Here is a 17,289-nt window from a genome sequence, read left to right as displayed (position 1 = left end):
TCTCTAGTTCTCCTTGGTGCCTGGAATGAGGGTCAGTGCTGCTGTGGCAGCGGCGAATTCGGAAGGGTCACGGGTGAATCTGGTGGGGGCGTGACCGGCGGCTCGGGGCAGTGCTGGGCTGGTGGTTTCGGTGCCACGTTCGAGCATGGAACGGATCTTGGTGACCGCGATGACATCGAGAGCGAGGGCTGACTGGCAGGCCGCATCTACTGGTGCGGCTCCGTAGGTCGAGACCAACCCGATCAGTGCGTATACCGCCCGCATGCGCGACCAGGGGCGAGGGTCATCAACGATGCGCGCAGCGTAGAGACCGATATGTGGGCCGTAGCGTTCGCATTGCTGCAGCTGGGCGGTGATGTTGCGGGTGGCGTAGGCACCCAGATCTGCCGGGTAGTCCGCCGGATCGGTGCTGCGACCACCCGCGCCTTGTCGGGGGTGTTGTTTGATCAGCTCGCCGCGGTGATAGAACTTCACCGTCTCGGAGTCGGCGCGAACATCGACGGTGGTACCGATCCACGTTTCTGGAAGCGAGTACAACGCTTTACCCACACAGGCGTGAAAGTCTTTGTGCACCTTCACTTGTTTGAAGACCGGAACATCGTAGGGCTGCTGGGGTACCGGCAGCAGATGCCGGTGTTCCTCGGCGGCGAAGACGACCGCGGGTTGGGTTGCGGTGGTGCCGTGCACCCGCATGCCGGCGGTGTGAGCACACCAGGTGCGTGCTGCTTGCTGGGCATGGTCGAGGTCGGTGAAGGTTTCCCCGGCCCAAAAGTTCTTCTGCACGTACTGGATGGTGCGTTCGACCCGGGGTTTGTCCTGCGGGGTGCGCACCCGAGCGGTATCGGTGACGAACCTGGCATGGGCTGCGTAGTCCAGCCATCCCCGACTCAGCCGTGGGTTGACTGCATCAGCCTGGGCGACAATGGGTTTCATGTTGTCGGGGATGATGACGGCGAACACCCCATCGAAGAATTCCCACGCCGCTTGGCAGCCGGTGATCACCGCGTCCAGGGTTTGTGAATGGGTCAGCCACACGAACGTGTGCCGCGAGTAGACCGCGGTGATCACCAGGGCATGGACCTTGCGGCGTTTGCCGCTGGCAGGGTCATCGAGCAGCCCGAGGTACCCGAAATCGAGCTGACATTCTGCACCCGGAGCGCAGTCGTCCACGCGCACGGTGGATGTTGTTCGCCGGTACCCGCATTGCTCGGTCGCGAACCTCACCAACGTCCGATAGGGCACCTGGCATCCCTGACGGGCAAGCAGGATGTGAATTTTAGTCAGTGTCAACGGTTTCTGGTCGCCATCACCGGCGACCCAGGTTCTGATCTGATCGGTGAACCCGGCCAGTTGTTCCCATGCCTGCCCGTGCCCGTTGGGCCGGACCGGGCGTACCGCGGTCACGATTCTCCCGATCAGCTCATCGGTCAACGCGTCGGCACCGGCGCCGTGGACCAATCCTGCCGCTTGCGCGGCCTGTACATACCGTCGCACCGTCTTGCGGTCGACTCCGGCGTGTGAGGTTCCCCCCGAACCGTAGAGGCATCGATAATGAGGAGCACGATGCCAGAGAAGCGGAAGAAGTACGACCGGGAGTTTCGTGATGGGGCGGTCCGGATCGTCGAGGAGACAGGTAAGCCGATCGCCCAGGTCGCTCGAGACCTGGGGGTCAACGAGGGCACCTTGGGTAACTGGGTCAACCGGGCGCGCGCCGAGCGGGAGGGCCGCGGCGAGCTGACCGTTGATGACGCTGCTGAGCTCAAACGGTTGCGTGACGAGGTCGCCGAGCTGCGCATGGAGCGTGATGTCCTCAAGCGATCAGTGGTCCTGTGGGTGAAGGAGGCGACGAAGTGAGCGTGGCACGCTTTATCGCCGACCAGAGGACCAGCTATCGGGTGCCACACGCGGTGTCCTGCCGGCTGCTCGGGGTCAGCGAGGCGTGGTTCTACAAATGGCATAAGCGGACCCAATCGCCGGGTGCGGCAACGGGTTTGCACACCACCCGCGACTATCGCCGGGACACCATCGACCGGGCCGTGGCGGTGGCGTTCGACAAGGCCCGCGGCCTGCACGGGTCACCGCGCCTGCATGCGGATCTGCGTGCTGACGGGTGGACGGTGACCGAGAAGACTGTCGCTGATTCGATGTGTCGTCAGGGCCTGGTCGCGCGGCGGATCCGCCGGCGCAACGGGCTGACCCGTCAGGACAAGACCGCCCCGAAGTTCCCCGATTTGTTGGGTCGCGATTTCACCGCACAGTGCCCCGATCAGCGGTGGGTCGGCGACATCACCGAGATCCCGACCGCGGCGGGCAAGCTGTATCTGGCCACGGTCATCGACCTCTACAGTCGCCGCCTGCTGGGGGCGGCCACCAGTCGTCACCCGGATGCAGCGTTGGCGTGTGCGGCGATCGAGATGGCGGTCGCCACGCGGGGCGGTATGCAGGCGATATGGCGTGATGACGATGCGCAGAAGCTGATTTTCCACACCGATCGTGGGTCGACGTACACCGCGAAACGGTTCACCAGGCTGTGCCAGAAGATGGGTATCCGGCAGTCGATGGGCCGGGTCGGATCGTGTTTCGACAACGCCGCAGCGGAGGCATTCTTCTCTTCTTTGGAGTGGGAAGTGTTGTCACGCAACGAGTTCCATACTATCATGGAGGCGCAGGCGGTCGTGTTGGAGTGGTGCTACGGCTTCTACAATCACCAGCGTCGCCACAGCGCGATCGGGATGATGAGTCCGGTCGACTACGAGAACACCGCAGTCACCGAGCCCGAAGCCGCATAGAGGAGTCCTCCACGATTCCGGGGGAACCACAGTGAGCGGCGATCGTGCGTAGTCCCGGCGAGGGCAATCCCACCGCCAGGCCCAGCCACAAACGCAGTACTTCTCTGATCTCTTCCACTGCAACCTCCCGGTAGCCCATGCCCGCCGCCCCTCCTGCGAATCTTGCAGTTGAGTCAACGAGCAAAACGAAGGGACCACCGACGCGACGCGCCGGTGGTCCCATAACTGGCAATCCAGGTGGTCCCATCCTCGTGGCAAAAATCAGCTCACGGTGGTCCCTTCACGGTGGCAACTGACAATCGAGGTCTTGTCGCCAACCTGAACGGCCCTTGACCCACCCGACCAGACCTCGGAAGGCAGTCGCGGTCGCCAACGGCGATCCGAGTCCGAAACCTACGCCTTTGGCCGGATCACCGGCAGCAAGATCGATGATCACTTCCGCCCAGCGCGTCACCTCGTCGAGCTCTCCCGCTTCCAGTCTGCGCGTCGTCGACACTTCCGTGATGCCGACTCTGCCGTCGGGGCACACGAACGCGCCGACGATGATGCTCGCGCACCGAGGCGCCGAGATCCTCTCCCGGGGCGCGTAGTGTCTACACGGCTGATGTTTGGACTCTCCGACGTCCCGGGTACGCCCGTCGGGTGCGTAGCAACTCACCGGTGAACACACACCACGACACGAGTACCTCGCTCGCTCTGCCGGGAGTCGTCCTCGGCATCGGTCTCGGTGGATTCGTCGACGGCATCCTGCTCCACCAGATATTGCAGTGGCATCACATGCTGACGAGCACCGACGACGACCGCGTCGGCGTCGCCTACTACCCTGCCGATACGGTCCACGGACTGGAGATCAACACGCTCTGGGACGGACTGTTCCACACTTTCACCTGGCTGGCCGTGCTGATCGGCTTGGCCCTGCTGTATTCGCGTGTCACCCGTGCACGACAGCGGTTGTGGACTTCACGATCACTGTGGGGCTGGGTCCTGGTCGGATGGGGACTGTTCAACCTCGTCGAAGGAATCATCGATCACCACATCCTGGCAATCCACCATGTCCGGAGCGGTGACCACCAAACCCTCTGGGACATCGGCTTTCTGATCTTCGGTGCAGTCCTCGTAGCCATCGGATGGGCCCTACAGCGGACCGCAACACCACTCACGGCGCCCCCGCGGACAGAGCAGCGCAACCCGACGTCGTGAACACTGCTCATGAAGCGGGTTCCGGTGTCATCTCCGCCGGTGTCCTGCCGGCGATCGGTGCACTAGCTCTGCCGGCGATCGTCTACCTCATCGCCGCCCAGCGATATCATCGACAGCCGCGCGGATGGAACCACTGGCGCACCGCGAGTTTCATCGTCGGACTGGTCATCCTGGGTATGGCACTGCGTCCGAGCACATCCGACTCGTTCCAGGATCACATGCTCGGCCACCTGCTGCTGGGCATGTTTGCACCGCTGGCCCTCGTTCTCGGCGCACCGATGACTCTGGCACTGCGGACCACTCCGGCCTCGGTGGCCAAACCACTTGTGCATCTGTTGCGTTCGCGACCCGCGCGGATCGCCACTCATCCCGCGGTACTCTTCATCGCGACGGTGGGCGGCCTCGCGGCACTCTACTTCACCCCGCTGTTCACGCTCACCGAACGCCACGGAGCCCTCCACATGGTCGTTCACGCCCACTTCTTCGTGGCCGGCTATCTGTTCGCGTGGATGATCGCCGGTCCGGACCCCGGACCTGACCGTCCGTCGGTCCGCATGCGTCTGGTGGTCCTCGGCCTCGCCATCCTCGGCCACGCCGTCATCGCCCAGCTGCTGTACGCCGGATTGTTCGTCGCGGTCGATGCACCGCCCGACGAACTTCGGGCCGGTGGATCCCTCATGTACTACTGGGGTGACATCGCCGAGATCCTGTTGGCCCTGGCACTTCTGCTCACCTGGCGTCCGGACCACCGCGGATTCGGCGCTCGCTCGAGGGCACGAAACCACCCGAAGTCGTCGCCGCGGCGCGCAACCGACCTCCGGCCTCACCGACCGTCGCCGGCCGGCAACTCCGGTTCGGCGGGTCGAAAGGGCTGGACGATCTCGGTTCGCCAACCCGCCGGGTCGGTGGAGGGATCGCTGAAGTAGACCTCCCAGGGATCGCCGACCTTGCCGCCGTGTTCGTTCACCCACGTCTCGAGCGCCTTGTACGCCGGCTCCATCGCGTCGTAGGGCCCGACGTGGACGGTGACGGCGACCTGCCCGCCCGGTAGCTCAGAGGGCCCGACGTCGCCGACCGGATCGATCGGCGACGTCGTGGGAAACCCTGCCTCGATCTCGAATCGGCCACCCCCGAGCATGCGATAGCGAGCGAAGGGCGGCCCGGTGGGACCTGCCTGACGTTCCGACAGCACGCGATCGATGTCCCCGTAGCTCTTCTTCAGCCACGGCCCGATCTCCTCGACTGCGAGCGTGGACCTGACGACTGCTGTCACCTGGGCTATCCGGGACTCCTCATGTACCTCATAGTCCTGCATTCTCACAGGATCGCTCTGCGGAGCAACCGGTCACAGGGCCATTGGTCAACTGTTCGGGATTCGTTCGGTCCGTCGCGACCGCGCCGAGGTCGGCTTCCGCCGGATGGCGATGGCACACGCCGCTTCCTCATCGGCGTGGAACCCGCCGCCGTTCTCCGCCAGGGCAACTCGCGCGCCGTCCACCTGACGCCGGCCGTCGGGCCGTGGAGGCTCTCGGCTATCTAGTCGACTTCGAGCGGCAACGACTCGTCTGCACCCCATTCGTACATCGACGCGTCGTAGACCGCGACGTCGTCGCGGCCCAGGATGGCGAGCTCGAAGGCGAGCAAACTCGCGGCGAGGCCCCCGCCGCAGTAGGTGATGACCTTCTTGCCGGAATCCAGTGCGCCGATCTTCTCGTAGTCGGCGCGCACCTCGTCGAGCGGCCGGAGCAGTCCTGTCGCGTCGATGAGATCGGGATACGGAAGGTTGACACTTCCGGGGATGCGACCGGGCCGACCGTAGGTGTCGGTCTCTCCGCGGAAGGTCGCGGGATCGAGCGAATTGACCAGGAGAACACCGTCGTCGTCGATGGCTCGGAGCACTGTCTCCTTGTCGGCGTACAGCTCGTGTCGTCGCGACGCCTTGAAAGTGGCCACGGGATAGGACTCGACCCCTGGTCGGGTGGGTTGCCCAGCGAGCTGCCAGGCGGGCAACCCTCCGTCGAGGATGGAGACGCTGTCGAATCCTTCGAGATGAAGATTCCACCAGAGACGTGACGACCAGATGTTGCCTCCCTGGTCATAGATCACGACGTGGGAATCCGGACCGACGCCCAATGCGCCGAGGCGTTCGGCGAAGGTCTCGCTGTCGAGGGCCATGAACGGCACCGCCGCATCCGGGTCTGCGAGGTCCCGATCCAGATCGGCGTGCACCGCACCGGGGATATGCGCTCGCGCGTACAAAGCCGGGCCGAGAGAGGGCACGGGACGGCCGGAGCCATCGGGGTGTCCGCGCTCGGCCGTCGCGTCGAGAACCCGCACGTTCTCATCGTTGAGGTGCTCGGTGAGCCATGCGGCGTCGACGAGGAGAGGGTGGGTCGTCATCGGTTCGGCAATCCTTCTGAGTTGTCTTGTCCTGCGACTGCAGAGCAGCCCAGATCGTATGCGGCAAAGACACACTCCACAGCATTCAGATCGCTGGATCTCGGCGTTTCGATCACCGGAGATCGAACCCTTGACACCGCAGTGGGCCTCGGCGCGCGCACGGATTGCGTGATCCACGTCATACCGGTCCGTTCACTCGACATCGGTGCGCAGTCGCCGACCGCGCACTCCGTCGACATCGCATCGCGTCGCCGAAGAGCGGAGACCAGACGCCCATGACTGAGACCACGACCATCGGTGGCGGCACACCGTGTCGAGCAGTATGGGATCGTTCTGGGCCGGGATGACCGGCGGGCGTCCCGTGGCGGACAGTGCACGCACCGTCGTTCGGCCGGCGACGATCGGCCCCGACGGACCCACCGGGACGCTGCAGGACGAGAACGGCATACTCCCCTGGTGAAGGCGGGTTCGAGCGTCCGGCTGCGGGGTTACGCTGGGTCATGGTCTTCCAACGCGACGTCGCACCCGGAATCCATCGCCTCGAGCATGCGTACACCAACCAGTACCTCGTCGAGGACGACGACCGGCTCGTGATCGTCGACGCCGGACTGCCCCGCTCCTACGGGCCGCTCGTCGAGGCGATCCACCACCTGGGCCATGACGTCGACGCGGTGTCGGCATTGATCATCACCCACGGACACTTCGATCATGTGGGCACCGCGCGACGCCTGGCCAAGCAGTTGCACATCCCCGTGTACGTCCACCGAGACGATGCGTGGCTCGCCGCCCATCCCTACCGGTACGCGCATCAGAACGCCACCCGGTTCGGGGTCCCACTGCGCAACCCGCCATCGTGGAAGTTACTGAGCCGCATGGCATTTGCCGGAGCATTCACCGTTCGGGGAATCGACGCCGCGCATGTGTCCGTCTTCGACGACGACGCCGTGCTCCCGGGAGCGGCCGAGGTGGTGCCGACCCCGGGCCACACCTTCGGCCATGTGTCGCTGCACTACCCCGACCGCGACGCGGTCATCGCCGGTGACGCACTGGTCACCCTCGACCCCTACACCGCCGCGCAGGGCCCCCGCATGATCGCCGGCTCGGCGACCGCCGACCTCGAGCGAAACCGCGCCTCGCTCGACGCGCTGGCCGCCACCGGCGCGAAGTCCGTCCTACCCGGGCACGGTGTCCCGTGGCACCACGGTGTGGCGGCGGCCGTCGCGCGCGCACGCCACACCGACGGTTGACAGCGGGCGGCGTCACCACGGATCAGTCGAGGCGTTCATAGATCGTCGCGTTGGCGAGACCGCCTGCCTCACACATGGTCTGCAGCAGATAACGTCCACCACGCTGTTCCAGCGCGTTCAGTCCCGTGGTCGTCAAGCGTGCACCACTGGCACCCAGCGGATGACCGAGCGCGATGGCTCCGCCGTTGACGTTCACCTTGGCGAGGTCGACGCCGAGGTCGCGGGACCAGGCCAGGACGACCGGGGCGAAGGCCTCGTTGACCTCGAACAGGTCGATGTCAGCGAGATCGACCCCGCTGCGCGCGAGCACCTTACGGGTTGCCGGGATGATCGCGGTGAGCATCAGCAGCGGATCGTCCCCGGCGACCGCGATGGTGTGGATCCGTGCGCGCGGACGCAATCCGAGTTCGGCGGCCTTCTCCTCACTCATGACGAGAACGGCCGCCGAACCGTCGCTGATCTGGCTTGCACTGGCCGCGGTGATCCGCCAGTCGATCTCCGGGAATCGCCGGGCGATCACTTCGTCGTAGTAGGCGGGCCGCAGGCCGGCCAGTCCGTCGAGGGTGCTGCCCAGCCGGATTCCCTCGTCGGCGGTCAGACCGGAGATGGGCGCGAGCTCGTTGTCGAACAGTCCGTTCTTTGTCGCCCGGGCCGCCAGTTCGTGAGAACGCAGGGAGAATTCGTCGATCTCGGCACGAGAGATGTTCCATCGTGCGGCGATGAGTTCGGCGGAGATGCCCTGCCCGACCAGCCCGTCGGGATAACGCGTGTCGAACGCGATGCCGTTGAGGTCCGAGGCGCCGACCGCGGCCGAGCCCATGGGTACTCGTGACATCGATTCGACTCCTGCGGCCACGACCGCGTCGTAGGTCCCCGCGATGACGCCCTGGGCGGCGAACGCGATCGCCTGCTGTCCGCTGCCACACTGACGGTCGACCGACACGCCGGGCACCGACTCCGGGTAGCCCGCAGCCAGCAGGGCACGACGTGCGAGGTTGAGGCTCTGCTCGCCGACCTGGCTGACGACTCCGGTGATCACGTCGTCGATCTCGGCCGGATCGATCCCCGTGCGGTCGACGATGGCCCGGAAACTGTGCGCGAGAAGGTCGACGGGGTGAACGTCGTGCAAGCCGCCCGACGGCTTCCCCTTGCCGATCGGTGTGCGCACCGCGTCCACGATGACTGCCGTTGCCATGACTGCCCCTCCATCTGTGGGTTGGACCGTCCGCGGACGGTCCGAACGTGGCTGACTTTTGCCTGCCATAGTCAGAGGTCTACGCCCTGACTATAGTCTTGTCAAGTCAGGCTAGAATGGACGGATGATGAAGCTGGTGGGCCCGCTCGCGGAACGTGACCGGTGGGAGGCGACGCACTGTTCGATCGCCAAAGCGGTCGAACTCGTCGGCACGCGGTCGGCGATTCTCATCCTGCGCGAGGCCTTCTACGGCGCGACCCGGTTCGACCAGTTCGCCCGTCGCGTGGGGATCACCGACGCGGTCGCGTCCGCCCGGCTGAAAGAGCTGACCGAGGCCGGCATCTTCACCAAGGTCCCGTATCAGGAGCCCGGCCAGCGGGTCCGTTACGAATACCTGCTCACCGACATGGGGCGCGATCTGTTTCCGGTCGTGATGTCGCTGATGCAGTGGGGCAACGAGCATCTCCAGCCCGATGGCCCGCCGCTCACCGTCACCGACACGTCCCGGAACCCGATCCGGGTCGGCGTGGTGACCGGCGAGCAGGAGACCCTCGGCCCCGAGGATGTCGAGGTGAGGGTCACCCGCCGGTCGAGCTGAATCCGGCCCCCGTCGCCGTATTACCCGGCAGCCGTCCGACGCAGCTTGGTGTTGACGAATTCGCCCAGACCCCAACGTCCCAGTTCACGGCCGTAGCCGGAACGCTTGACCCCGCCGAACGGCAGACCCGGCAGCGTGGTGCCGTGTTCGTTGACGTAGGCCATCCCCACCTCGAGTCGGTCGGCGACCTGCTCGGCCTTCGAGATGTCGTTGCTCCACACCGAACCGCTGAGACCGAACTGCACGTCATTCGCCAGATCGACGGCCTCATCCGCCGAGGACACCTTGTAGACCATGGCCACCGGCCCGAAGATCTCCTCGGAGTAGGCGTCCATGTCCGGGGTGATGTCGGTCAGCACGGTCGGCTGGAAGAAGGCACCGTCGCGGTCGATCGGAGAGCCCCCGGTCCGCAGCGTTGCTCCTTGGTCGACAGCGGTCTTGACCTGTTCGGCGACGGTGTCTCGCGCGGAGATCGATGACAGCGGCCCCATCCGGGTCGACGAATCAGCCGGGTCCCCCACCTCCGTGGCCTCGAACTTCTCGACCAGCCCGCGCACGAAATCGTCGTAGAGCTCGTCGGTGACGATGAAGCGCTTGGGCGAGTTGCAGGCCTGCCCGGCGTTGGACAGCCGCGCCCGAGCGGCGATCGTGGTGGTGCGGTCCAGGTCTGCGGAGTCGAGGAGGATGAACGGGTCCGAACCGCCCAGCTCCAGGACCGACTTCTTGAGGTTCTCGGCGGCGACCTTGGCCACAGCCGCGCCGGCGCCCTCGCTGCCGGTCAACGAGACCCCACGGATGGCCGGATTCGCCAGCAGCTGGGCGACCTGCTCGCTGCTGGCGTACACATTCGCGTAGACATCCGGCGGCACCCCGGCGTCGTGCACGATCTCGGCCATCAGCGCCGATGATGCCGCGCAGATGGACGCGTGCTTGAGGATGATCGTGTTACCGGCCAGCAGGTTCGGCGCGGCGAACCGTGCCACCTGGTAGTAGGGGTAGTTCCACGGCATGACCCCGACGAGCGGTCCGATCGGCGCCGTCTGCACGATCGAGGACTGCGCACCCTGTGGATCGAGTTCCTCGCTGACCAGCAGATCCGGACCGTGCTCGGCATACCACCGGTAGATGTCGGCGGCGAGTTGGACCTCGCCGGCCGCCTCCTTCGCCGGCTTGCCCATCTCGGTCGTGATCGCCGAAGCCAGTTCCTCCGCACGCTTCTCGTAGAGGTCCGCAGTCCGGGACAGGATGTCGGCACGCTCCGCCACCTCGGTGCGCCGCCAGCTGTCGAACGCCTCGAGGGACCGCGCCGCGAGCCCGTCGATCTCGTTGTCGGCGAGTCCGGGAAACTCCTGCTCGGTCCCTCCTGTGGTGGGATTCGCGGTGACATAGGTGCTCACAGAGAGCCGTCCTTCCGATGTCGGTGGTTCTGATCGGCTGCGTTGATGAACCCACTCGATGGGGCACGGCCAGCCTCTCGGTCGGGTACCCGCGCGACCTCTGCGCAAACACGAGCCAGGAGCCCACTCCCGCCAGACTGACTCGTCCGTTCGGTCGAAAATCTGCGAACCACCCTGCAGCGACGCGCCGAGACCGGTCCGATACCTCGGCGGTTCGGCCGCGACTACGCCATCATTGAGCAAGTCATCGCCGGCGCGGAGCGGGGGGCACCCGTCGGAAGATCCCAAAGGGGGGAGCAGTGTCGAAATGGCCGAGAGCCGTGGCGCTCGCGTGCGCCGGCGTCATCGCCATGACCGGAAGCCTCGGCGTCGCGGAGCCTGTCGCAGCTGCGCCGCACGATACGAATGCTCATGAGGTCGCACGCGTCCTGTCGATTTCGCCGACAACCCCGACGCGGGCAACGGTGACGGTCTACTCTCCCGCGATGCAGCGACCCGTCCGGGTCAGCGTCCTCCTACCCTCGGATCGCGAGAAGCGTCGCCCGACCCTGTACCTCCTGGACGGGATCGACGGAGGCATCTACACCAACTACACGCAGAGCGGCTGGACATTCCAGACCGACATCGTGAAGTTCATGGCTGACAAACCGGTCAACGTCGTGATGCCCATCGGCGGCATGGCCGCGTACTACACGGACTGGCAGAAGACCGATCCTGTTCTGGGACGGAACAGGTGGGAGACATTCCTGACGAAGGAACTACCCCCACTGATCGACAAACGCTTCAATGGCAACGGCCGCAACGTCATCGGCGGGTTGTCGATGGGAGCGCTGGGCGCGATGTCGATCGCGGTTCGCCACCCCGACCTCTACCGCGGCGTCGTAGCGTTCAGTGGATGTCTCGACCAGGGTTCACCCGAGTACCGTCAGGCCACGGCCGCGTCGGTGTCCACCCGCGGCGGCAATCCCGACAATATGTGGGGTCCGTTGGGCCACTCGAGTTGGGATGACCACAACCCGGCCGCACACATCGAGGTACTGGACGGCAAGCCGATGTATGTCTCCGTCGGCAACGGACTGCCCGACCCGTCGCTCGGTATCGCAGGCCTCGCGTCCCCGGTGGGCGGCGTTCTCGAGGGCGTCGTTCTCCAGTGCACGCGGAGCTTCAAGCGCCGAGCCGACGCGGCCGGTGTGAAGGTCACCTACGATTTCAGGTCCGGGCTGCACTCGTGGGGCTACTGGAACCAGGATCTCCATCGTGCGTGGCCGACCATTGCCAAGGGACTCGGCGTCCGGCGCTGACGCCGCCTCGTCCCCGCGCGTGGGACGGGCACAGCGCGCCCGTCCCACGCGTAGGTCACCGACCTGCGGCGACGGCTGCGGCTCGCCGGGACTGGCTACGGACCGGGCGGTGCACGCCGGCCGGCGCCTCCCCGATGTCGAGCGTTCGACGAGCCACATCCAGGTGGTGGCGGGCGATGCCGAGCGCGGCGTGATAACCGACCCGGAACTCACTGTCGTCGGCGTCGGCAGCCCACCGGCCCTCGCGCTCGAGCCGGTCCACCAGCCCCTGGACGACGTCGAAGTCCCGGCGCAGACCCCCTGAGAGCACAGCTGCGCCGACGAACGCATCGGGACGGAGCGACTCGGTGGTGATCTCGTCGAGGACGCAGATGCGGGCGAACGTCATGCCCGCCCGGAACCCCCGAAGGAGTTCGGACTGCGGCCGCTCGACCGTCGCCAGGGTCGAGAAGCGGTCGTGGAGATAGGTGAGAACCTCTACGAGGCGCGTGTGCTGTGCCACGTCATCCAACATTCTTTCGTTTCCGAATGATCGAATTGTCTTCATTCGCGCGCTTTTTCTCCCGCCGCAACTTCAATTCTTGGCGACGCTTTTTCGAACTTGAATTTTTCTCTGCCATGATTCCTCGCTGACATGATTGATGAAAGTGGGTCTCGGACCCACTCACCTCCGTGACCATAGCCCAGAAAGAAAAAAAGTCCAGTCGCCGCCGACCACCCCTCGGCGCGCGGTCGACACTTTGCTGAATCTACTGCAGAACAGCGGATTTCAGTCACCACTCCGACGACGAACCCGAGCGAGCTGGCTTTTGCATTTTTTTCGGCTAGAGTCCGTGGGACCGGCCCGGAAGGCCGGTTTTTCAGCGAAAGGAAGAGTGGCCGTGAAAGCGGTTGTCATGGAATGCCGTATACGAGTATGCGGATCGACGGGGCGGCTCAGAGAATTCATCGACCAGGCGTCGTCACGGGCATTGAATGCTTTTCCGAATCCTGTGAAGCACTCACTCGTGGTGGAAGATTCCGACTCACTGCTCCTGCGTCGGCAGTGGCATCGGGAAAATGACGTCGACGACTTCGGGGTACCGGTGGGCAAGGACGTCTGCTTCGCGTTCGCGGACTCCTCGGGTCGGCTCACCGCGTCGAAGCTCGAGAGTCTGTCGCGGGACATCCTCGCCGATCTCGAGCTCGACCCGTGGGCCTCCGAGTTGCCGGCCGGTTCGTCGACGAGCGGGGCCGCCGAGTCCGTGCCCTGGATTCTCACACTGAGCACCGATGTGGACCGTGCCTCGCGAGAGGAGATCGCCGCACGACATCCGATGCTCGATCTACGCGCGAAACCCTTGATCACGACGTCCTGACCGTCACGTCGTGGACATTTCGTCACCGAAGCAGAGGAGTCAGCGATGACCACCGCCACACCTGTCCCGAACTCTCCCCTGACCCGAGAGCTTCTCGAGAACGAGCTGGCCGCGAGGTGCCGCGAACGAGCCTCCGTCAGCGCGGAGGTGCTCGAGCACCGTACCGCCGGAGATCTGGACAACAACGACGCCTACCACCGCGCACTGGCCCGACTCGACTCGCTCGACCGGCGGATCGCACAGCTGTACGCAGCGCTGTCCACCGCAGAGGTCGAGCCGTCTGCCGACGGGACCGTGCAGGTCGGCTCGATCGTCACCGTCGCCTTCGATCACGATCCGACCGACGTCACCACCTTCCTGGTGGGACCTCCGGAGCAGTACGCCCTGGTGGGCGTCGACGTCTGCTCGCCCGACTCACCACTCGGTCAGGCGGTCATGGGTGCCGACGTCGGCGACGTTCGCACCTACCGCCTCCCCAACGGAAAGGAGTGCACGGTCGCGGTGAAAGAGCACCGGATCGAGCTTCTCTGACGCAGCGTCGCGGTGGGCTCGCGGTCACGGCCGACGGGCGGCGTCCCGATGAGGGTCGTCGCAGGATCGGCCGAAGTCCCGGAGACCGGACTCCGGCCGCCTCCACTCCCGACGCGGAACTCCGCACCCGCGGCCGACGTCCTGGTGATCGGACGACCGGGTGCGCTGATGACCCGGTTGCGCCGGGTCCTCCGTGAACGAGGGCTGAGCACGGACGTCTTGGACGTCCGGTCCTCGGGCACGGGGTCCCGGGACGACGCCGGCGACGCGGAATCGATCCGGCGCATCCCGGTGGGTCTCAGATCGTGCGTCGCGCTGCTCGATCCCGCATCCCGGCCCCGGCGCGCGTGGTGGGACCGGCGAGGGCGCCGGCTCGAGAAGCAGCACGAGGACGCACTGATCGACGCGGTCCTGGACGCCGCGTCGAACAGCCGGAAGCTCGCGCTCCTGGTGATCGCGGAGGCCTCCACGTCGCACGAGACCGGCGTCGCCCGCGAACGGGCCCGACACGTCGCGCGCGCCGCCGACTACGAGTCGGCCATCAACGGCAACCCCCTGACCTCCGCTTTCTATCTCGTGACGAGTGCAGCGGACCGGTCATCCGGGGCATTTCCGGCAATCATCGACTGGGCTCAACGCCGACCGGATTTATAGATACTTCCTGTCGATCGATAGGCTGCAGGATGGCGGTGACCGATTTGGGGGTCCACCGCCTTTCCCAGAGGTATCGAAAAGGAAGTGGTGGCCACCGTGGCCGTGCTCGACGAGAAGATCAGCGATCTGTACGAACAGGTGGTTGCGCGCAACCCCGGAGAAGCCGAATTCCACCAGGCCGTTCGTGAGGTCTTCGACAGCCTCGGCCCCGTCCTGGCCAAGCACCCGCACTATGCCGATGCCGGAATCATCAAGCGTCTGACCGAACCCGAGCGGCAGATCATCTTCCGCGTGCCGTGGATCGACGACCGCAACCAGGTACAGGTCAACCGCGGCTTCCGCGTCGAGTTCAACTCGGCGCTCGGACCGTACAAGGGCGGGCTGCGCTTCCACCCGAGCGTCTACCTCGGTGTGGTGAAGTTCCTCGGCTTCGAGCAGATCTTCAAGAACGCACTGACCGGCCTGCCCATCGGTGGCGGCAAGGGCGGTTCCGACTTCGATCCCAAGGGCCGCTCGGACCACGAGATCATGCGGTTCTGCCAGTCCTTCATGACCGAGCTCTACCGCCACATCGGTGAGTACACCGACGTCCCCGCCGGCGACATCGGCGTCGGCGGTCGGGAGATCGGCTACCTGTTCGGCCAGTACAAGCGCATCACCAACCGGTACGAGTCCGGCGTCCTGACCGGGAAGGGACTCGCCTGGGGCGGGTCACAGGTGCGCACCGAGGCCACCGGCTATGGCGCGGTGTTCTTCGTCCGCGACATGCTCGCAGCAGTGGACGACAAACTCGACGGCAAGACGGTCGTCGTGTCGGGGTCGGGCAACGTCGCCATCTACGCCATCGAGAAGATCGAGCAGCTGGGCGGCCGTGTCGTCGCCTGCTCGGATTCGAGCGGCTACATCGTCGACGAGGCCGGCATCGACCTGGAGCTCCTCAAGGAGATCAAGAACGTCCAGCGGGGTCGCATCGGCGACTATGCGGACGCCCGCCCCTCAGCGCGACTCGTCACCACCGGCTCCCTGTGGAACGTGCCCACCGACATCGCCATCCCGTGCGCGACGCAGAACGAACTCAACGGTGCCGACGCCACCCAGCTGGTCAAGAACGGGGTCCGCATAGTCGCGGAGGGCGCCAACATGCCATGCACCCCGGAGGCCGTGCGCATCTTCGGCGAAGCCGGAGTCCGCTTCGCGCCCGGTAAGGCGGCGAACGCCGGCGGTGTGGCCACCAGCGCACTCGAGATGCAGCAGAACGCATCTCGCGACTCGTGGACGTTCGGCTACACCGAGGATCGTCTCTCCGAGATCATGACCTCCATCCACGATCACTGCCTGCACACCGCCGAGGAGTACGGCGCTCCCGGCAACTACGTGATGGGTGCGAACATCGCGGGCTTCACCCAGGTCGCCGATGCCATGCTGGCTCTCGGCCTGATCTGAGCCGCCACCCGCTCTGAATCCGTATGACGTTGTGCCCGGTTTCCGGGTACGACGTCATACGGCTTTCAGCGGACCCTTGACACCGCTCCGGCCCCGGCGCTTCAGTGTGCTCACTGACGGTTTGTCCGGCCGCAGCGATCGGCCTGTCCCCGAAAGATGCACTGTCCGAACAGCAATACCGAGCATTCTTGAGCGGTGGCGGGATCGGCGGCAGCCGTGACGCCGCGAGGATCATCGACGCCTGCCTGATCATCTTGACCAACACCACCGGTCGCCCGATGTTCGACAACTCCGTTGTCGGAAGCTACGGCCTGTACGTGAACAAACAGGGCATGCTGCAGAGCCCCGCGAACGCGAGCGCGCCCACGCGACAGGTCAATTCGCTGATCGCTCCCGGCGGCTACGTCGGTACATGGCTGCGCAACAACGGGGCGATCGACACCCTGCTGGCGCTCTATCGGTCGGCCTACCCAGCCCCAACGGTCAAGTGCCCTACAGCGAGTAGGCGTCGTACTTCGACTGAGCGGATCGGGTCGTACTCGGACCGCGGTACGCGATCAGTACTCAATCCGTAGTACAGGGTCGCGCTGCAGCGGACGGTTGCGCTGTCGCGATGAGTGTCGTCGCGATCTCCCGACCCACCGTCGACTTCCGTAAGGGCCGGTCACGCAGTCTCATCGCGAGTTCGCCGGTGACCACGACGAGGATCTGCTCGGCCAGGTGGTCGGGATTCGCGCACGGCAGTTGCGCGGCGAGCTCGCGGAGGGTCTGTCGCATGTGGTCGGTGTCGCGCGTGACCGCGTCGGCGATCTCGGGCGGCGGGTCGGACATCTCGGCAGCGGTTCCCAGGAACGCGCACCACCGCGCGCCGTCGGGTCGGGCGGCGAACTCGTCGATGGCGTCGAAGATGGCCAGCAACCGGCCCTCGGCGTCGGGCGCAGCCGCGATGAGACTCCCCCACGTCTCGCGCCAGCGCTCGTGTCGTCGTGCGAGGGAGGCTGCGACCAGCGCCTCTTTGCTGCGGTAGCCGCGGTACAGGGTCGCCGCCGACACGCCCGCCCGCGCGAGGATGGCGTCGACGGGCGTCGATTCGATTCCGCGCGAGAACACCAGGTCATCAACTGCGTCGAGCAGTTTCTCCTCGGAGCTCTTGCGCATCGGCATGGCAATCAGCCT

General features: G+C 65.7%; 20 protein-coding genes and 1 pseudogene. 14 read left to right on the top strand and 7 right to left on the bottom strand.

Features of this window, described 5'->3' with window-relative positions; genetic code table 11:
• Positions 1-3: 3 nt before the first annotated feature.
• The gene (gene istA, locus GAA2_RS10725; RefSeq protein ID WP_316249318.1) at positions 4-1,605 is read right to left on the bottom strand and encodes an IS21 family transposase; all 1,602 of its coding nucleotides are present in this window, start codon (positions 1,603-1,605) and stop codon (positions 4-6) included.
• On the opposite strand from istA, the gene GAA2_RS10720 reads away from it, so the two are divergent.
• The 5 genes from GAA2_RS10720 (at position 1,564) to GAA2_RS10700 (ending at position 4,915) form a co-directional block, all read left to right on the top strand.
• Positions 1,564-1,854 (top strand): transposase, encoded by a 291-nt coding sequence (locus GAA2_RS10720; protein WP_005195137.1) that lies wholly within the window; start codon positions 1,564-1,566, stop codon positions 1,852-1,854. The genes istA and GAA2_RS10720 overlap by 42 nt on opposite strands.
• Positions 1,851-2,789: an IS3 family transposase gene (locus GAA2_RS10715; protein WP_094601264.1), complete on the top strand. Its 939-nt coding sequence runs from the start codon at positions 1,851-1,853 to the stop codon at positions 2,787-2,789. The genes GAA2_RS10720 and GAA2_RS10715 overlap by 4 nt, the downstream gene beginning before the upstream one ends.
• Before the next feature lie 428 nt (positions 2,790-3,217).
• Positions 3,218-3,379, top strand: coding sequence for a GMC oxidoreductase (locus tag GAA2_RS10710; RefSeq protein WP_159406194.1), 162 nt, complete (start codon positions 3,218-3,220; stop codon positions 3,377-3,379).
• Positions 3,380-3,449: 70 nt separating this feature from the next.
• On the top strand, positions 3,450-3,989 hold the full coding sequence (locus GAA2_RS10705; RefSeq protein ID WP_191834944.1) for a DUF2243 domain-containing protein: 540 nt from the start codon (positions 3,450-3,452) through the stop codon (positions 3,987-3,989).
• The gene (locus GAA2_RS10700) at positions 3,986-4,915 is read left to right on the top strand and encodes a cytochrome c oxidase assembly protein (RefSeq protein ID WP_159406193.1); all 930 of its coding nucleotides are present in this window, start codon (positions 3,986-3,988) and stop codon (positions 4,913-4,915) included. The genes GAA2_RS10705 and GAA2_RS10700 overlap by 4 nt, the downstream gene beginning before the upstream one ends.
• On the opposite strand, the gene GAA2_RS10695 is transcribed toward GAA2_RS10700, so the two are convergent.
• Entirely contained in the window at positions 4,813-5,304 is a 492-nt protein-coding gene (locus GAA2_RS10695; RefSeq protein WP_024497535.1) for a GyrI-like domain-containing protein, read from the bottom strand. The two genes, GAA2_RS10700 and GAA2_RS10695, sit on opposite strands and share 103 nt — an antisense overlap.
• A gap of 221 nt (positions 5,305-5,525) precedes the next feature.
• Positions 5,526-6,389, bottom strand: a complete 864-nt coding sequence (locus tag GAA2_RS10690) for a sulfurtransferase (RefSeq protein ID WP_024497534.1) — start codon at positions 6,387-6,389, stop codon at positions 5,526-5,528.
• A gap of 310 nt (positions 6,390-6,699) precedes the next feature.
• Here GAA2_RS10690 and GAA2_RS10685 point away from each other — a divergent pair, with 310 nt between their 5' ends.
• Positions 6,700-6,849 carry a hypothetical protein gene (locus tag GAA2_RS10685; RefSeq protein WP_232512989.1) on the top strand — a complete coding sequence of 50 codons (150 nt, stop codon included), beginning with the start codon at positions 6,700-6,702 and terminating at the stop codon, positions 6,847-6,849.
• Positions 6,850-6,889: 40 nt separating this feature from the next.
• Complete coding sequence (locus GAA2_RS10680; RefSeq protein WP_159406192.1) at positions 6,890-7,636, top strand: MBL fold metallo-hydrolase; 747 nt, start codon at positions 6,890-6,892, stop codon at positions 7,634-7,636.
• Positions 7,637-7,658: 22 nt separating this feature from the next.
• On the opposite strand, the gene GAA2_RS10675 is transcribed toward GAA2_RS10680, so the two are convergent.
• On the bottom strand, positions 7,659-8,831 hold the full coding sequence (locus tag GAA2_RS10675) for an acetyl-CoA C-acyltransferase (protein WP_024497532.1): 1,173 nt from the start codon (positions 8,829-8,831) through the stop codon (positions 7,659-7,661).
• A 124-nt stretch (positions 8,832-8,955) separates the two neighbouring features.
• Here GAA2_RS10675 and GAA2_RS10670 point away from each other — a divergent pair, with 124 nt between their 5' ends.
• Positions 8,956-9,429, top strand: coding sequence for a winged helix-turn-helix transcriptional regulator (locus GAA2_RS10670; protein WP_024497531.1), 474 nt, complete (start codon positions 8,956-8,958; stop codon positions 9,427-9,429).
• Between the two features lie 20 nt (positions 9,430-9,449).
• Here the strand turns inward: GAA2_RS10670 and GAA2_RS10665 are convergent, their stop codons facing one another.
• On the bottom strand, positions 9,450-10,826 hold the full coding sequence (locus tag GAA2_RS10665; protein WP_024497530.1) for an NAD-dependent succinate-semialdehyde dehydrogenase: 1,377 nt from the start codon (positions 10,824-10,826) through the stop codon (positions 9,450-9,452).
• A 299-nt stretch (positions 10,827-11,125) separates the two neighbouring features.
• Between GAA2_RS10665 and GAA2_RS10660 the strand changes: the two genes are divergently transcribed.
• Positions 11,126-12,127 (top strand): alpha/beta hydrolase, encoded by a 1,002-nt coding sequence (locus GAA2_RS10660; RefSeq protein ID WP_024497529.1) that lies wholly within the window; start codon positions 11,126-11,128, stop codon positions 12,125-12,127.
• 55 nt (positions 12,128-12,182) lie between these two features.
• On the opposite strand, the gene GAA2_RS10655 is transcribed toward GAA2_RS10660, so the two are convergent.
• Positions 12,183-12,629, bottom strand: coding sequence for a hypothetical protein (locus GAA2_RS10655; RefSeq protein WP_232512990.1), 447 nt, complete (start codon positions 12,627-12,629; stop codon positions 12,183-12,185).
• 508 nt (positions 12,630-13,137) lie between these two features.
• On the opposite strand from GAA2_RS10655, the gene GAA2_RS10650 reads away from it, so the two are divergent.
• The 5 genes and pseudogenes from GAA2_RS10650 to GAA2_RS10630 form a co-directional block, all read left to right on the top strand.
• The gene (locus GAA2_RS10650; protein ID WP_232512991.1) at positions 13,138-13,485 is read left to right on the top strand and encodes a hypothetical protein; all 348 of its coding nucleotides are present in this window, start codon (positions 13,138-13,140) and stop codon (positions 13,483-13,485) included.
• A 45-nt stretch (positions 13,486-13,530) separates the two neighbouring features.
• Complete coding sequence (locus GAA2_RS10645) at positions 13,531-14,016, top strand: GreA/GreB family elongation factor (protein WP_159406191.1); 486 nt, start codon at positions 13,531-13,533, stop codon at positions 14,014-14,016.
• Positions 14,017-14,064: 48 nt separating this feature from the next.
• On the top strand, positions 14,065-14,670 hold the full coding sequence (locus GAA2_RS10640; RefSeq protein WP_024497525.1) for a hypothetical protein: 606 nt from the start codon (positions 14,065-14,067) through the stop codon (positions 14,668-14,670).
• 84 nt (positions 14,671-14,754) lie between these two features.
• Complete coding sequence (gdhA, locus tag GAA2_RS10635) at positions 14,755-16,113, top strand: NADP-specific glutamate dehydrogenase (protein WP_024497524.1); 1,359 nt, start codon at positions 14,755-14,757, stop codon at positions 16,111-16,113.
• A 128-nt stretch (positions 16,114-16,241) separates the two neighbouring features.
• A pseudogene (locus GAA2_RS10630) lies at positions 16,242-16,599 on the top strand (hypothetical protein); the annotation flags it as partial.
• A gap of 78 nt (positions 16,600-16,677) precedes the next feature.
• Here the strand turns inward: GAA2_RS10630 and GAA2_RS10625 are convergent.
• The gene (locus tag GAA2_RS10625) at positions 16,678-17,277 is read right to left on the bottom strand and encodes a TetR/AcrR family transcriptional regulator (protein ID WP_024497522.1); all 600 of its coding nucleotides are present in this window, start codon (positions 17,275-17,277) and stop codon (positions 16,678-16,680) included.
• Positions 17,278-17,289 lie beyond the last annotated feature (12 nt).

Origin of the sequence: Gordonia ajococcus (assembly GCF_012974285.1) — a bacterium.
In the GTDB taxonomy this organism is placed as follows: Bacteria; Actinomycetota; Actinomycetes; order Mycobacteriales; family Mycobacteriaceae; genus Gordonia; species Gordonia amicalis.
The sequence above is the reverse complement of the archived record's forward strand: the minus strand, read 5'-3'. Positions and strand labels throughout refer to the sequence as shown.

Excerpts from the sequence above, each read along its gene's own strand:
- GAA2_RS10720 (WP_005195137.1), top strand. The coding sequence starts at position 1,564 with ATGCCAGAGAAGCGGAAGAAGTACGACCGGGAGTTTCGTGATGGGGCG.
- GAA2_RS10670 (WP_024497531.1), top strand. The coding sequence starts at position 8,956 with ATGATGAAGCTGGTGGGCCCGCTCGCGGAACGTGACCGGTGGGAGGCG.
- GAA2_RS10625 (WP_024497522.1), bottom strand. The coding sequence starts at position 17,277 with ATGCCGATGCGCAAGAGCTCCGAGGAGAAACTGCTCGACGCAGTTGAT.
- GAA2_RS10710 (WP_159406194.1), top strand. The coding sequence starts at position 3,218 with ATGATCACTTCCGCCCAGCGCGTCACCTCGTCGAGCTCTCCCGCTTCC.
- GAA2_RS10645 (WP_159406191.1), top strand. The coding sequence starts at position 13,531 with ATGACCACCGCCACACCTGTCCCGAACTCTCCCCTGACCCGAGAGCTT.
- GAA2_RS10640 (WP_024497525.1), top strand. The coding sequence starts at position 14,065 with ATGAGGGTCGTCGCAGGATCGGCCGAAGTCCCGGAGACCGGACTCCGG.
- GAA2_RS10690 (WP_024497534.1), bottom strand. The coding sequence starts at position 6,389 with ATGACGACCCACCCTCTCCTCGTCGACGCCGCATGGCTCACCGAGCAC.
- GAA2_RS10680 (WP_159406192.1), top strand. The coding sequence starts at position 6,890 with ATGGTCTTCCAACGCGACGTCGCACCCGGAATCCATCGCCTCGAGCAT.
- GAA2_RS10675 (WP_024497532.1), bottom strand. The coding sequence starts at position 8,831 with ATGGCAACGGCAGTCATCGTGGACGCGGTGCGCACACCGATCGGCAAG.
- GAA2_RS10695 (WP_024497535.1), bottom strand. The coding sequence starts at position 5,304 with ATGCAGGACTATGAGGTACATGAGGAGTCCCGGATAGCCCAGGTGACA.